Origin of the sequence: Shewanella sp. MEBiC00475 (assembly GCF_005234075.1) — a bacterium.
GTDB classification, from domain to species: domain Bacteria; phylum Pseudomonadota; class Gammaproteobacteria; order Enterobacterales; family Shewanellaceae; genus Shewanella; species Shewanella polaris.
The window spans coordinates 958,507-974,474 of record NZ_CP039928.1 but is presented as its reverse complement, the minus strand read 5'-3'; the positions used below and the strand labels follow the sequence as shown (position 1 = coordinate 974,474).

The following is a 15,968-nucleotide window of genomic DNA, read 5'->3' as shown; positions in this document are numbered from 1 at the left end:
TTACCCATCAATACCTATTAATCCACGGCCATTACCTTTTATAATGGCGACTTTACGCAAATACCTTTGTATTCGTATTACAGTTTGAAATATAGCAGCTTGCACATGAAGTGCTTGGTCTGTTACTTATGTGATTTATATTCAGCGCAATGGCTTAATAGCAGTGGCTTGATAAAAAATAATAACCTATTAATAGGGAAGATTAGTCAATATGGCGATGTTAGAAACGATTATTAATTTTATGAATAGCTTGCTTTGGGGCAAGTTATTAGTTTATGGGCTGGTAGGAGCAGGATTGTTTTTTACCATTCGTCTCGGCTTCATTCAAATCACCCATTTTGTTCATGGCATTAAAGTATTGGCAATTAGCCGTCGGCCAGGTAAACATGGGTTATCATCCTTTCAAGTTTTTTGTACCAGTATGGCAGCGCGTGTAGGTGCGGGTAACATGGCCGGTGTCGCTGTTGCTATTGGTGCAGCAGGACCTGGTGCAGTGTTTTGGATGTGGGCGATTGCGGTGCTTGGTATGGCTACCGCAATGATTGAGTCAACACTTGCCCAGGTTTATAAAGTCAAAGATGGTGATGGTCAGTATCGTGGTGGACCTGCATATTATATGGAGAAAGGCCTTGGTCAGCGTTGGATGGGGGTGGTTTTTTCCTTATTGTTAATTTTAGCATTTGGCCTAGTATTTAATGCTGTCCAAGCTAACACCATTACAGGTGCAATGACTCAAGTGTTTGGTTTTGAGCCTGTTTACGTTGGGATTGGTATTGTTATTTGCAGTGCATTTGTGATTGTTGGAGGCCTTAAGAAGGTTGCGAAAGTATCTGAGCTTATCGTGCCTATTATGGCAATTGCTTATATTGCTATTGCCTTTGTTGTAGTGGCAATGAATATTGAAAAATTACCCGATATCTTTATGTTGGTTATTAATAGTGCATTTGGCTGGCAAGAAGCTGCTGCTGGTGGTGTGGCCTATAGTGTTGCTCAAGCAATGCAAGCTGGTATTGCTAGAGGATTGTTTTCAAATGAAGCGGGCATGGGCAGTGCCGCTAACGTAGCCGCAAGTGCATCACCAAACCCTAATCATCCAGCCTCTCAAGGGTTTGTGCAGATGATGGGGGTGTTTGTTGATACTATTGTTATTTGTACTGCAACGGCAGCCATTATTTTATTATCTGGTGATGCGGCATCTAGCTCTGATGGTATTGCTAAAACCATTAGTGCACTGACTAGCCATGTTGGCGATTGGGGCGGGGCATTTATTGCTTTTGCTATTTTACTTTTCTGTTTTACTTCTATTATTGCCAATTATTCTTATGCAGAAACAAATGTAATGTTCTTAACGGGTAATAGTAAAAAAGCCCTACCGATATTTCGTGTGGTAGTTTTAGGTATGGTGATGTTTGGCTCTCTGGCTAAAATTAGTTTGGTATGGGATTTAGCCGATGTATCAATGGGGTTAATGGCCATCGTTAATATTGTTGCACTGTTGCTGTTGTCTAGTCTCGCGATTCGAGTCATTAATGACTATCGTGAACAAATTGATGCGGGGATCGATCCCGTTTTTGATACCAGTAAGTTTCCTGAACTAGCAGAACAATTAGAAGAAAAAATTTGGCCTAATTCTGAAGAGGTGGCCGAAAAATAATATTTACCTATTAAGGTAATCGAAAAAACCATGCTACTACAGCATGGTTTTTTTATATCAGTTCAGTATGATGACATTATGATTTTATCCGGAGCGTACTTATGCTGGTTTTAGTTTCACCTGCGAAAACATTAGATTTCGAAAATCCACCTATCACTAATACCCATACTCAACCGTGTTTACTTAAACAAAGCCAAACATTGATTGATGTATGCCGTGAATTAACACCAATGGATATTGCCAGTTTAATGAAAGTAAGCGATAAAATTGCCGGACTAAATGCTGCGCGTTTTGCTGACTGGCAACCACCGTTTACCCTTGATAATGCCAAACAGGCTATTTTCGCGTTTCGAGGCGATGTGTACACAGGATTTGATGCCGATCATTTATCTGAATCGCAAATGGCTTCTAGTCAAAAGCATCTGCGGATTTTATCTGGTTTGTACGGATTACTTAAACCGTTAGATTTGATTCAACCGTATCGGTTAGAAATGGGCACTAAGCTAGCAAACCCACAGGGAAGCAACTTATATGCTTTTTGGGGCGATACTATCACTGCTGAAGTGAATAAGGCATTGAAAGAGCAGGGCGACGATATTATTGTTAATTTAGCATCGAATGAATACTTTAAATCAGTCAAGGTTAAGCAGCTTGAAGGGCAGTTGATTACGCCAGTGTTTAAAGATTGTAAAAATGGCCAATTTAAAGTGATTAGCTTTTACGCTAAAAAAGCACGTGGATTGATGGCTCGTTATATCGTTGACACTAAACCTATGACAGTAGAACAATTAACTAAATTTGATCTCGACGGTTATTATTACAGCGAAGTGCAATCGACGCCTGCAGACCCCGTGTTTTTACGTGATGAACAAAAATAGCTTATTTTCAATCTAAACGAAAAAATAATGAGTTATCTCTGACCAATAAAAAAGCCCTTAAATAAGGGCTTTTTTAGTTTTTAAGTTTGAAATTTAATGAGTTAACACTGGTTAGTGTTGATCTTTTTTCTTAGTGACGGGTCTTAACTCAATTTCAGATTGCGCCATCATATAAGCAAATTGAACATAAGCAGCAGCACTTTGTGCCAACTTTTTAGGGTCAATTTTATCCAAAGTATCATTTGGGGTGTGGTGATAATCAAAGTAATCTGTACCATCTTGATTTAACGATGCAACAGGTACGCCCAATGCTGGCAGTATCGACACATCAGGTCCACCTGAGGCTTGATTGTTGCCTAATTCAACCCCGTTTAATGTCATAGCAGAGTGTTGTTGCTTAACTTGCTCAAAAGTGTCGGGATTAACATTAAAGTCAATTTTATAAACAGGTCCTGCGCCAAAGTCAGATTCCGCTGCAATATAATGTTTATCTAACTCATCAGCATGTTGTGCCGCGTAGGCTTTTCCACCCACTAATCCAACTTCTTCAGCCGCGTATAATACGACTCTGATGGTGCGTGCAGGCTTTTGTGGTAAATCTTGAATAAGTTTAGCTGCGGTGGTCACAATGGCGACACCTGCACCGTCGTCAATCGCACCAGTGCCTTCATCCCATGAATCAAGGTGAGCGCCTATAAGGACTACTTCATCAGGTTTGCTGCTTCCCGTGACTTCAGCAATAACATTATAAGAGGTGGCAATACCAAGGCTTTCTGAGGTCATATTTAATGATAAGGTAATATTGGGATCGCGTTTTAGCATTGCATTAATTAAATCGGCATCCGGATTTGACATAGCCGCCGCAGGAATTTTAGGCGTGCCTTCTTCATAACGCATCATGCCTGTGTGAGCCATTCGGTCATGATCGGTACCAATAGAACGGATAACAATAGCAACAGCACCTTTTTTAGCTGCGGCTATAGCGCCTCGAGAGCGGCCACTAACGGCTTCTCCATAACCTTTACCCGTAATGTGTCTCTCGGTCTTATGGTCGATAAAGACTATTTTTCCTTCAATACGGCCTGGGGATGCATTGGACAACTCTTCTAAACTATCAAAGCGAACAATAGGCGCTTGAATACCCTTAGCCGGTGTGCCAATGCTGCCACCTAGTGCGGTAATGACAAGTGGTTGTTCATAAGGTGACACGATACTTGCGTGAGCATGTCCTCTAGACCAAGCTGGAACTTGAACCGACTCTTTGTAGACTTTATCAAAACCGAGCAACCACAGTTTTTCCATGGCCCATTCAACGGCGATAATATCTTTATCTGTACCGGTTAAACGCGGACCGACTTCAACCGTAAGTGACTCAACAATGTCATAACTCAAACTTGATGATAAAGCCTGCTTGGCTAATTGTTGGCTAATTTTGGCATCATCTGAATGATTGATCTCTAAATTGGTTGTATTCGATTGGGTGGAACCTGTGGTTTGACAACCCATTAATGCGGCAAATATCGCTCCTACCAGCGTTACTCTTTGATATTTTTTCATGAGTTTCCTTTGATTATTTTAGCTATGTCTCATTTTTCACAACAATCTACCAAAAAGTGTGCTTTATGTCCCGACTCAATTTGTAAGGGAACGCTATATTAGGGCGGGGTTAGATGAGGAGAAAGAGCGCGTGATGAATATAGAAAAAATGCAACATCAAGCTGATCATGCGGTCGTGTTGCTAAAAGCCTTAGCAAATGAGCGTAGACTGTTTATTTTGTGTCACCTACTTAATGAAGGTGAAATGTGTGTTGGTGAAATGAATAAGAAGCTGGGATTAAGTCAATCTGCTTTATCTCAACACTTGGCGTGGCTTCGTAAAGACAATTTAGTCTGTACTAGGAAAGAAGCCCAAACTGTGTTTTATTCATTAAAAAGTCATGAGGTAAAAGAGTTAATCCAAGTATTAAATAATATGTATTGTTATTAACTTAACTCCGTAAACGTCTTAACTAATGCATCTGATTTATGATGTATTAAGTTAAGACGTTTAGTTTTAACTGATACATGGTGTGTGTCGTAGTAAACGCTAATCAATTACATATGTATGAAAGCATAATCATTCTGCACACTCAGTACTGTTAACCATCATTTAAGTGTTCAACTCATTATCGAAATAAATCCATTTCCATTCTGTACGAAATCCCACAATTTATTCATTAGTCTTATTGAACCTAAATCCCAATAGCTGTTTTATTTATTTTTTCATTGTTCTTCGTAATGCTTGACGGCCGTTTTCGGATAACTTCCAGTATGTTTTTCTTAGATGATTTATGTTCGGCAACATTGCGGCTGTGACTAATTATACCATTTACATTAAATATGTGATCTAATTGGTCGTCATTTCCTTATTTCAGTATCGATGAATAATCTCAATCTTGCAGCATTAGTTAAATCTGAGAAAAGCGCACGTAAACGTATGCGTTATCTCGCCTTACTTCATTTTACCGAAGGTCATTCTCGTACTGCTATAGCCAATATGTTGAAGGTCAGTAGAACCAGTGTAAATGCTTGGGTTACTCATTATTTAACTCATGGCATTAGCGGCCTAGATGATAAACATAATCCAGGTAGACCCGCTCAATTATCGGCGAAACAACGGGTAAATCTGAAAGAATTTGTACAACGTCAAAGCTTGTCTGAGAGTGGCGGAAGATTGATGGCAAGAGATGTCAGTCTTTTTATTCAGTCTGAATTTGGCGTGACCTTTAAACAGGCAAATATCTACAGATTACTGCATCAATTAGGATTGTCATGGATAACGACCCGTTCTCGTCACCCAAAACAATCTCAAGATATTCAGGACGCTTTTAAAAAACTTCCAGCTGTCAACGATCCTTAACACCCCTGGTCATGTGGCGTTAGATCGCATTGATGTTTGGTTTCAAGATGAAGCCAGATTTGGTCAGCAAAATACCACGACCCGCATTTGGGCGACGAAAGGAACCCGACCACGAGCGGTAAGGCAACAACAGTTCGAATCAGCGTATTTATATGGCGCGGTGTGTCCGGCAACGGGCGCGACAGAGGCTATTATTGCCCCGCATGCCAACAGTGAATATATGTGGGAGCATTTAAAATTAATTTCAGAGGCTACCGAATCGGGTCGCCATGCTTTGGTCATCATGGATGGCGCAGGTTGGCATCAACAAGATCTGACTGAGGACTTTGATAACCTTAGTATCCTTAAGCTTCCGCCCTATTCGCCAGAACTCAACCCTATAGAACAAGTGTGGCAATGGCTTCGTCAGAATGAACTCGCCAATCGTTGCTTTAGTGGATATGACGATATTGTTGAGCAGTGTTCCATTGCATGGAATCGATTTATTGCAGAGCCGGAAAGGGTGATTCAACTATGTTCTAGACGGTGGACAAAACTGACCAATTAATTAATGTAAATGGTATTAGTACAGAATTGATGACGTCAAAGGACGTAGATTTGAATGGTATTGTTTTTTAGCGGTGCAACATTGTGGCAGAGAAGTTATATTGCTAAGCGACAAGATGATTACATTTCTAGATGAATTATTGGTTGTTGGATGGGGTGGCTAAGGGGAGGCATAAGATAAGCTGGTAAAAAACAGGTATAAAAAAACCGGCCTAAGCCGGTTTTTTAAATCTTAAACAAAAAACTTAAGCTGCAATAGCTTTAATTTTTGCGTTTAAGCGAGCCTTCTGACGAGCGGCTTTATTCTTATGAATAAGACCTTTAGTCGCCATACGGTCAACAATTGGTTGTGCAGTAGCGAACGCTTCTGTAGCCGCTTTATGATCACCGCTTTTGATAGCCGCGATGACTCTTTTAACGTATGTACGTAACATAGAGCGACGACTAGCGTTATGCTGGCGACGCTTTTCAGACTGAAGCGCGCGCTTCTTTGCAGACTTGCTATTAGCCAAGGTGCAACTCCTAAAAACTGGATTTGATACTTTTAAGGCCGAGGAATATGCCTGCTTTTTATCGTTTTGTCAACGACTGCAATTAAATATTTATCATAAAGATAAATTAATCCAATCTAGCGTGCCTTTCTTCAACCCAACTCGTGTAATATGTGGCGCATTCTACCAGCTCTTGAGTCTGTGTGACAGAGTTATAATCGAATATTTGTTATAAAACCCATTAATTTTCTTACAAGTGATTGAGTGTCCGGGGGCTGTTTGAGCAAAAAATTATTTAAATCAGGTTTAGTCGTAAGTGTTATGACGCTGATTTCGCGAGTATTAGGTTTGGTTCGTGATGTGGTCATTGCCAATTTAATGGGCGCAGGTAGTAGTGCAGATGTATTTTTCTTTGCCAATAAAATTCCCAATTTTTTAAGGCGACTATTTGCCGAAGGTGCTTTTGCTCAAGCGTTTGTTCCCGTATTAACTGAATATCAAGAGAAAATGACGCCAGAAGATACCCGTGAACTGATTAGTAAAGTGGCAGGAACGTTAGGCGTGCTGGTGACGATAGTGACTTTAGTCGGTGTTGTTTGTTCACCCGTGCTGGCAGCTCTTTTTGGTGGTGGCTGGTTTGTGGACTGGTTAAATGATGGACCTAACGCCGAAAAGTTTGAACTTGCTTCCGTTATGTTAAAAATAACCTTTCCTTATTTATGGTTTATTACCTTCACGGCCTTAGCGGGTTCGATACTAAATACTCGTGGCCGCTTTGCTGTATCAGCCTTCACTCCGGTATTTTTAAATGTTTCTATTATTGTAGTAGCTATGTGGTATGCGCACACATTAGAAAATCCTGAAATCGGTTTGGCGTGGGGTGTTTTTGTTGGTGGTTTAATCCAGTTTTTATTCCAAATTCCATTTTTAATCCGTGAGAAAGCTCTGGTTAGGCCTTCTTGGGGATGGAATCATCCTGGTGTGGTAAAAATTAGAACATTAATGATCCCCGCTTTATTTGGGGTATCGGTTTCACAAATCAATTTATTGTTCGATACATTTATAGCAAGCTTTTTAATGACGGGGTCTATTAGCTGGCTTTATTACTCCGATCGTTTACTTGAGTTTCCTTTGGGCTTATTTGGCATTGCTATTGCGACAGTTATTTTGCCAGCATTATCGCAAAAACATGTTAATGCCCAAGGCAGTGGTTTTAATCAAACCATGGATTGGGGAGTTAAAGCCATTTTGTTATTAGGCACTCCGGCAATGTTAGGGCTAATCATTCTCGCAAAGCCAATGCTGATGGTGTTGTTTATGCGCGGTGCATTTAGCCTAAATGACGTTGAAATGGCATCATACAGCTTGGTTGCTTATGGCTGTGGTTTATTGAGCTTTATGATGATTAAAGTCTTAGCTCCGGGATACTATTCACGCCAAGACACTAAAACGCCAGTTAAATATGGCATCATTGCCATGGTCTGCAATATGGTGTTCAATCTTATTTTTGCGATTCCATTTGGCTATGTAGGTTTAGCTATTGCAACATCAATGTCTGCGCTTTTAAATGCGAGTTTGTTATATCGAGGTTTACATAAAGCGGGCGTTTATCAAATGAGCCGTCAAACGTTGTTTTTCTTATTTAAAGTGATCATTTCAACCGCCTTGATGAGCATTGCTATTTTGTATTTTATGCCACAGCTTACCGTATGGTTAGAATTGCATACTTTTGAGCGTATGCTTATGTTGATCGAGCTTATTGTCGGTGGGGCGGTTATTTATTTATTGAGTTTACTTCTCTTAGGTGTCCGCCCTTGGAAAATTAAGCATCAAGGTTAATTTATCCTATTTGAATGGCTGAGCGAATATCGGCGGATTATCCTAAATCCGGTGTAATAATCTGAGCTTGAAACTCGCATCTGACATCTGTTTGGGTATATAATCTGCCGATTTGCTATAGGCAGTATTGAGCGTAATGGAATTAATCCGCGGTATACACAATATTTTACCTTCCCATCATGGTTGCGTTTTGACCATCGGGAATTTTGATGGTGTTCATCGTGGCCATGCGCAGGTGATAAGCAGCTTGGTTAATAAAGCGCATCATTTTCAACTGCCTGCAAGGTTAATGACCTTTGAGCCTCAACCACAAGAACGTTTTCGTGGTACTGATGCGCCAGCTCGCCTCAGTCTTCTACGTGATAAAATTAGATTGTTAGATGAGCTTAAAGTTGATCAGTTACTTTGTATCAATTTTACAGCTGCTTTTGCCAGTCAACCTGCGGAAGCGTTTATTGAAGAGTTACTGGTTAAAAAGCTTGGGGTTAAATATCTTGTTGTGGGTGATGATTTTTGCTTTGGTAAAGGTCGTTTAGGTAATTTTGATATGCTGGTTGAAGCCGGCAAGAAGTTTGGCTTTACGGTTGTTAGTACCCAGAGCTTTGTTGTTGGGTCATCACGGGTAAGCTCTACTGCAGTGAGAGAGCAACTAGCATTAGGGCACTTAGAACAAGCAAGACGTTTATTGGGTCATCCTTTCATTTTAAGTGGTAAGGTTGCTCACGGACAAAAATTAGGCCGTACAATCGGTTTTCCAACCGCCAATATTGCACTAAAGCGACACGTTGTGCCTGTTCGAGGGGTGTTTGCTGTTCGTTTGTATTGGGATGGCAGTGATATTTACGAAGGTGTCGCCAATGTGGGCTTTAGGCCCACTGTTAATGGTCAAACCTGCAGATTAGAAGTCCATTTGTTTGATTTTGATAGTGATTTATATGGCAAACGAGTGGAAGTAGAATTAGTTGCAAAGATCCGTGATGAACACCCTTTTGATTCATTGGACGCGCTAAAAAAACAGATTTTAAATGATGCAAATGAAGCTCGCGCTTTATTTAGTAACGATGCTAGCTGAAACGAATCAGCGTTAAATAACGGTATGGGATCAATGAGCGACTATAAATTTACTTTGAATTTACCGGAAACAGAGTTTCCGATGCGCGGTAATTTGGCCAATCGCGAGCCAGAAATGTTAAATCGTTGGACGCAAGATGGACTGTATCAACAGATCCGTGAAAGTCGTGCTGGACGTAAATCTTTTATTCTGCATGATGGCCCTCCATACGCCAATGGCAGTATTCATATTGGTCATTCCGTAAACAAAATTCTTAAAGACATTATTATAAAGTCAAAAACCATGTCTGGTTTTGACGCACCTTATATTCCTGGTTGGGATTGTCATGGATTACCGATTGAGCTGAAAGTTGAGCAAAAAGTCGGCAAGCCAGGTGTTAAGATTTCTGCTGCTGAATTTCGTGAAGAATGTCGCAAATATGCCGCTATCCAAGTTAACGGTCAACGCGAAGACTTTATTCGTTTAGGTGTATTAGGTGATTGGCAAAATCCGTATTTGACCATGGATTTTTCAACTGAAGCGAATATTGTTCGTTCACTCGCAAAAGTGATTGAAAGCGGTCATTTGCACAAAGGTGTTAAACCTGTGCATTGGTGTACAGACTGTGGTTCAGCATTAGCAGAAGCCGAAGTTGAATATGAAGATAAAACATCACCAGCAATCGATGTGGCTTTTTTTGCCGTTGATAGTTCAGCTGTTGCCGCTAAGTTTGGCGTTGAGAATTATACTAAACCGCTCGCGATGGCTATTTGGACTACCACGCCGTGGACCATGCCTGCTAACCGCGCACTGTCACTGAGTCCTGAGCTAGATTATAGCTTGGTTGAATTTGTGAAAGAGGGTAAAACCACTACTTTGATTTTGGCTCAAGTACTGGTTGAGTCATGTCTTGAGCGTTATGGCGCGGAGTCGCACACTATTTTAGGTGAAGTGAAAGGCGCTGAGCTTGAGTTAATGCGCTTTAATCATCCATTTTATGCTTTTGATGTGCCAGCTATTTTAGGTGACCATGTTACGACTGATGCGGGTACCGGTATTGTACATACTGCACCAGGTCACGGTCAGGACGATTTTATTGTCGGTCAAAAATACGGTTTAGAAGTCGCTAACCCTGTTGGCGATAACGGCGTGTTTAAAGCTGACACTGAATTTTTTGCCGGTCAGCATGTCTTTAAAGCCAACGCTAATGTGATTGCGCTGTTAGAAGAAAAGGGGGCACTACTTCAGCATGTAGCTATCCGCCATAGCTATCCGCATTGCTGGCGCCACAAAACACCAATTATCTTCCGTGCGACACCACAGTGGTTTATTTCAATGGATAACCATGGCTTGCGTACACAAGCACTGGAAGAGATAAAGAAAACCAAGTGGATCCCTGATTGGGGCCAAAGCCGTATTGAAAAGATGGTCGAAAACCGTCCTGATTGGTGTATTTCACGTCAGCGTACATGGGGCGTGCCTATTACTTTGTTTGTAAATCGCGAAACGGAAGAATTGCACCCAGACAGCATTTCATTAATGGAACGTGTAGCGCATCGCATTGAACAACAAGGCATTCAAGCTTGGTGGGATTTAGATGCCAGTGAATTGTTAGGTGATGAAGCAGATCATTACCGTAAAGTCACAGACACATTAGACGTTTGGTTTGACTCAGGTTCATCATTCTCATCAGTTGTTGCTGCTCGTCCAGAGTTTCATGGACATGAAATTGATTTGTATTTAGAAGGTAGCGACCAGCATCGTGGTTGGTTTATGTCATCATTGATGATTTCAACCGCGATGAATGGTAAAGCACCTTACAAACAAGTCTTGACCCATGGTTTTACCGTTGATGGTAAAGGCCGCAAAATGTCAAAATCTGTTGGTAACGTTATTGCACCTTTACAAGTGATCAATAAACTCGGTGCCGATATTTTACGCTTATGGGTTGCTGCAACTGATTACAGCGGTGAAATGACCGTTTCTGATGAGATTTTAAATCGTAGTGCAGATGCGTATCGTCGTATCCGTAACACGGCCCGTTTCTTGTTGGCAAACTTGAATGGCTTTAACCCAGAAACCGATATGATTGCAACTGAAGACATGGTTGCGTTAGACCGTTGGGTGGTGCGTCGTGCTGCTGCATTACAACAAGAAATTATCGAAGCGTATGACCAATACAACTTCCATTTAGTCACTCAAAAACTGATGCAGTTCTGTTCTGTAGAGTTAGGCAGTTTCTATCTTGATATTATTAAAGATCGCCAATATACCGCTAAGCAGGAAGGTCATGCTCGTCGTAGCTGTCAATCTGCGCTTTATCTTATTGCTGAGGCTATGGTGCGCTGGATGGCGCCAATATTAAGCTTCACAGCCGATGAAGTATGGCAATTATTGCCAGGTAAGCGTGAAAAGTACGTCTTTACTCAAGAATGGTATCAAGGCTTAGAATCCATCACACTTGAGAGTGACTTGAGCGATGAATATTGGGCGAAACTGTTAACTGTCCGTAATGAAGTTAACAAAGTACTCGAACAAGCGCGTCGTGATAAACGTATTGGTGGTTCATTAGAAGCCGAAGTGACATTGTACGCTGATGCTGATTTAGCTGCCGAGTTAGCAAAAGTAGGTGATGAGTTACGTTTTATTCTTATTACCTCTAAAGCGGCTGTTGCGGATATATCTGAAGCTGGTGATGATGCCATTGAAACTGAGTTGAGTTCACTCAAATTAGTGGTTACCAAAAGTGCAGCAGAAAAATGTGAACGTTGCTGGCACTACCGCGAAGAAGTCGGCACTATCGAAGCTCACCCAACATTGTGTCAACGCTGTGTGACCAATATTGAAGGTGAAGGCGAACAACGCGAATTCGCTTAAGGAAGCATTGATAATGAGTACTGCGCCATTAACATGGAAAGACAGTGGCTTGCGTTGGTATTGGGTAGCTGCATTGGTGTTTTTAGCCGATCAGCTATCTAAACAATGGGTCCTGGCAAATTTCGATCTGTATGAATCGGTAAAGCTTCTGCCATTTTTTAATTTCACCTACGTGAGAAATTATGGCGCAGCCTTTAGCTTTTTAAGTGAAGCGGGTGGCTGGCAGCGATGGTTATTTACTATCATAGCGGTTGGTTTTAGTACTTTATTGACTATTTGGTTGCGTAAACAATCACACACACTGTGGCGTAGTAATTTAGCGTTTACCTTAGTTATTGGTGGCGCATTAGGTAATTTAGTTGATCGTTTAATGCATGGTTTTGTAATTGATTTTGTCGACTTTTACTGGAATACCAGCCATTATCCGGCATTTAATATTGCTGATGCAGGCATCTTTATTGGTGCGGTACTGATCATTTGGGAATCATTTAGACCCGATGCAAAATCATCGAAGGAGCAAGAGAAACTGTGACAGATTTAACTCAACAAGACACTCGTTCATTATTATGTCATATGAATATTGTACTGGAAGATGGTTCAACAGCAGACAGTACTAAAGCTTCTGGAAAACCAGCTCGTTTGAATATTGGTGACGGTAGTCTAAGCCCAGCATTTGAAGATGAGCTTAACGATCTGAATGAAGGTGATAAGCACACATTTACCCTAGCGGCACAAGATGCTTTTGGTGAATCAAATCCTGATGCGATTCATTATATGGACAGAAGCCGTTTTCCTGCTGATATGAAGCTTGAAGAAGGCGTTATTGTGAGTTTTGCAGGCCCAGGTGGCAGCGAAATACCGGGTATTGTTCGCGATACTGCTGGTGATTCTATTACCGTCGACTTAAACCACCCACTAGCAGGTCGCGTGATTACATTTGAACTTGAAGTGATCAGTGTCATAACTGAGTAAAAGGTATCACATGCTAAAAGTAGATCCGACGTCTCCTGAATTGAGTATTTTACTGGCTAACCCTCGCGGATTTTGCGCTGGAGTTGATCGTGCTATCAGTATTGTTGAGCGTGCTTTAGAGTTATTTGAACCGCCAATTTATGTACGTCATGAAGTAGTACATAATCGGTATGTGGTTGAAAATCTAAAACAGCGTGGTGCTCTTTTTATTGATGAACTTGATCAGGTACCAGACAACAGCATCGTTATCTTTAGCGCTCATGGTGTCTCACAAGCGGTAAGAAAAGAAGCTAAAGTGCGTGGTCTAAAAGTGTTTGATGCGACGTGTCCACTGGTGACAAAAGTGCATTTACAAGTGACTCGTGCAAGTCGTAAAGGTATCGAATGTATTTTGATTGGTCATGAAGGTCATCCAGAAGTGGAAGGCACCATGGGACAATATGATAACCCTAACGGTGGTGTTTATCTTATTGAATCACCTGAAGACGTAAATAATCTTCAGGTCAATAACCCAGAGAACTTATGTTTTGTTACCCAAACCACGCTTTCTGTTGATGACACCTTAGATATCATTAGTGCACTACAACAACGTTTTCCTTCAATTGAAGGACCGCGTAAAGATGATATTTGCTATGCGACACAAAATCGTCAAGATGCCGTGAGAAGTATGTCTGCTGAAGTCGATTTATTGATTGTTGTCGGCTCTAAAAATAGTTCTAATTCAAATCGTTTACGTGAACTAGCGGAAAAAACCGGTACCCAATCTTATTTAGTTGATACTGCCGCCGATGTTGAAGCGGTATGGTTTAATGATGTGAAAAAAGTGGCAGTAACAGCAGGAGCGTCGGCGCCAGAAGTGCTAGTGCAACAAGTTGTTAACGCTATAGCGACGCTTGCACCAAGTGTGATTACTGAAATAGAAGGGCGTAAAGAAGATACTGTTTTTGCCGTACCTGCCGAATTACGCTAATTAATTAAACTAAATGCGCTAAATTTGAACCCGCAACCGGCTTTAGGATGCGGGTTTTTTTGTACTTAAAAATAAACAGAGTATTATACTCATTAATCAATGCACCAATAATTAATGGTCAGTATACAATATTGATACTATCTGATTACATTTAAGTCGGCTATGATACGTTTATTATATAACCACGATAGTGTTGTTAATATTTACCTTTTCAGATGCTAATCTCAAAGGTAGAGATTATTTTGCGTTTATTTTTCTGGAGGTTTGACGCTCATGCTACCAAAAAGGAATGGATTTTCCTTAATTGAAGTAATGGTATCACTGGTTATTCTGGTGGTAGGACTTATTGGCATTTTCAATTTGCATTTAGTCGCCAAGAAAGGCAGTTTCGAATCTTTTCAACAAACTCAAGCCTCGTATTATGCTAACGACATCATTAATAGGATGCGTATAAACAGTAGTCAACTAGCGACTTATGCAGGCTCTTATACTGGCACAACCATTACATCCGCTAAAGCTTGTGACGTTGCTGTTGGCGCAAATGTTACCTGTACCAACATTGAAACCAGAAATTGGGATTTGTACCAATGGGAACGAGCATTTTTAGGTGAAAATGAAAAATCTTCTGATAATAAAAATGTCGGTGGATTAGATTCTCCGACGGCGTGTATTGATATTAATACTACAAATGTAACTGTTGTTATAACTTGGAAAGGTGTACGAGCTTCATCAGACGGAACTGCAGATAAAAGTGATTTTATTAAAGGGTGCGGTTCTAGTAGTGATAGGCGACGTGCACTTGTTGTTAATACGGCGATAATAAGATGATGAAAAAATTTATAAGCCAACGAGGAATGTCGTTAGTTGAATTGATGGTTGCCATGTTGATCAGTCTGTTTTTAACTGCCGGTCTTTTTACCATGTTTAATATGTCTTCCAGTAATGTAACAACAACGAGCCAATTCAATCAATTGCAGGAAAATGGTCGTATAGCATTGGCGATTATGGAACGGGATTTAAGTCAACTAGGCTTTATGGGAGATATTACAGGTACTGACTTTATTATAGGCACTAACACTACTATCTCATCTACCGCTGTTGCGGCAGATTGTGTGGGTGCGGGTCTTAATAACGCCAGCTTTCCTAATGCACAACCATCACATTTTCGTCGATTATGGGGTTATGAGCAGGGCGTCAGTGCAGAATCACTAGCGTGTGTGTCACCTAATAGCGCCACAGATGTTATTCAAATTAAACGTTTAATTGGCCCTCCCAGTACAGTATTAACAGCAACTCGCTATTATGCTGCATCTACATCAAGTGAAATCGTTTTTTTTAATGGCAGTGCTGCTGCTCCGGGGCTTGTTAATAGTAGATTGTGGGAGTATCAACACCATGTTTATTTTATTGGAGACGATGGCACGACTCCAGTTTTAAGGCGTCGGACGCTATCAATAAATAACGGCATGAATAATGAAGAACAGCTCGTTGAAGGCATAGAAAATATGCGTATTCTTTACGGCTTTGATAGCAATGGTGATGGTACTGCAAACAGTTATATGCCTGTTCAAAACGTGACGACCTTAATGTGGGACAATGCAGTATTTCAACGAGTCGTATCTTTAAAGGTATTTTTATTAGTGCGTTCTAGTGAAGAAGACAGAACCTATAAAAATGATAATACCTATAAGTTAGGTGATAAAACTATTGGACCACTCAATGATAAATATCGACGCAAAGTAGTTTCTAGTACGATAGTTTTAGAAAATCCAATACTAATAAATCTTTAAG

The 15,968-nt window shown here is 40.7% G+C and carries 14 protein-coding genes; 12 read left to right on the top strand and 2 right to left on the bottom strand.

From position 1 onward, the window contains the following. Positions 1-217: 217 nt before the first annotated feature. Both FCN25_RS04200 and yaaA read left to right on the top strand, forming a co-directional pair. Positions 218-1,654 (top strand): sodium:alanine symporter family protein, encoded by a 1,437-nt coding sequence (locus FCN25_RS04200; protein ID WP_137227321.1) that lies wholly within the window; start codon positions 218-220, stop codon positions 1,652-1,654. A 101-nt stretch (positions 1,655-1,755) separates the two neighbouring features. Further along, the gene (yaaA, locus tag FCN25_RS04195; protein ID WP_137222251.1) at positions 1,756-2,532 is read left to right on the top strand and encodes a peroxide stress protein YaaA; all 777 of its coding nucleotides are present in this window, start codon (positions 1,756-1,758) and stop codon (positions 2,530-2,532) included. A 111-nt stretch (positions 2,533-2,643) separates the two neighbouring features. Here the strand turns inward: yaaA and FCN25_RS04190 are convergent, their stop codons facing one another. Beyond that, positions 2,644-4,089, bottom strand: coding sequence for a M20/M25/M40 family metallo-hydrolase (locus FCN25_RS04190; RefSeq protein ID WP_137222249.1), 1,446 nt, complete (start codon positions 4,087-4,089; stop codon positions 2,644-2,646). A 133-nt stretch (positions 4,090-4,222) separates the two neighbouring features. Here FCN25_RS04190 and FCN25_RS04185 point away from each other — a divergent pair, with 133 nt between their 5' ends. Then, positions 4,223-4,519: a metalloregulator ArsR/SmtB family transcription factor gene (locus FCN25_RS04185; protein WP_137222247.1), complete on the top strand. Its 297-nt coding sequence runs from the start codon at positions 4,223-4,225 to the stop codon at positions 4,517-4,519. A gap of 432 nt (positions 4,520-4,951) precedes the next feature. After that, positions 4,952-5,978, top strand: a protein-coding gene (locus FCN25_RS04180; RefSeq protein ID WP_137222245.1) for an IS630-like element ISShfr2 family transposase whose coding sequence is annotated in 2 segments (ribosomal slippage) — positions 4,952-5,407 and positions 5,409-5,978 — 1,026 coding nt in all. Because the reading frame shifts where the segments join, the coding sequence is not laid out codon by codon here. A gap of 244 nt (positions 5,979-6,222) precedes the next feature. Here the strand turns inward: FCN25_RS04180 and rpsT are convergent. Continuing rightward, positions 6,223-6,489, bottom strand: a complete 267-nt coding sequence (gene rpsT, locus FCN25_RS04175) for a 30S ribosomal protein S20 (RefSeq protein ID WP_137222243.1) — start codon at positions 6,487-6,489, stop codon at positions 6,223-6,225. Positions 6,490-6,747: 258 nt separating this feature from the next. On the opposite strand from rpsT, the gene murJ reads away from it, so the two are divergent. From murJ to FCN25_RS04130, 8 genes are all read left to right on the top strand, one after another. Then, positions 6,748-8,307, top strand: coding sequence for a murein biosynthesis integral membrane protein MurJ (gene murJ / locus FCN25_RS04165; RefSeq protein WP_137222239.1), 1,560 nt, complete (start codon positions 6,748-6,750; stop codon positions 8,305-8,307). A gap of 136 nt (positions 8,308-8,443) precedes the next feature. After that, complete coding sequence (gene ribF / locus FCN25_RS04160) at positions 8,444-9,379, top strand: bifunctional riboflavin kinase/FAD synthetase (protein WP_137222237.1); 936 nt, start codon at positions 8,444-8,446, stop codon at positions 9,377-9,379. Positions 9,380-9,412: 33 nt separating this feature from the next. Continuing rightward, positions 9,413-12,235, top strand: coding sequence for an isoleucine--tRNA ligase (gene ileS, locus FCN25_RS04155; RefSeq protein ID WP_137222235.1), 2,823 nt, complete (start codon positions 9,413-9,415; stop codon positions 12,233-12,235). 13 nt (positions 12,236-12,248) lie between these two features. Then, positions 12,249-12,767 carry a signal peptidase II gene (gene lspA, locus FCN25_RS04150; RefSeq protein WP_137222233.1) on the top strand — a complete coding sequence of 173 codons (519 nt, stop codon included), beginning with the start codon at positions 12,249-12,251 and terminating at the stop codon, positions 12,765-12,767. A gap of 41 nt (positions 12,768-12,808) precedes the next feature. Beyond that, positions 12,809-13,207, top strand: coding sequence for an FKBP-type peptidyl-prolyl cis-trans isomerase (gene fkpB / locus FCN25_RS04145; protein WP_254693759.1), 399 nt, complete (start codon positions 12,809-12,811; stop codon positions 13,205-13,207). Between the two features lie 40 nt (positions 13,208-13,247). Continuing rightward, positions 13,248-14,177, top strand: a complete 930-nt coding sequence (gene ispH / locus FCN25_RS04140; RefSeq protein ID WP_175405923.1) for a 4-hydroxy-3-methylbut-2-enyl diphosphate reductase — start codon at positions 13,248-13,250, stop codon at positions 14,175-14,177. 273 nt (positions 14,178-14,450) lie between these two features. After that, entirely contained in the window at positions 14,451-15,005 is a 555-nt protein-coding gene (gene pilV, locus FCN25_RS04135; protein WP_137222226.1) for a type IV pilus modification protein PilV, read from the top strand. Beyond that, positions 15,002-15,967 carry a PilW family protein gene (locus FCN25_RS04130; protein WP_137222224.1) on the top strand — a complete coding sequence of 322 codons (966 nt, stop codon included), beginning with the start codon at positions 15,002-15,004 and terminating at the stop codon, positions 15,965-15,967. The genes pilV and FCN25_RS04130 overlap by 4 nt, the downstream gene beginning before the upstream one ends. Position 15,968: the final 1 nt, after the last annotated feature.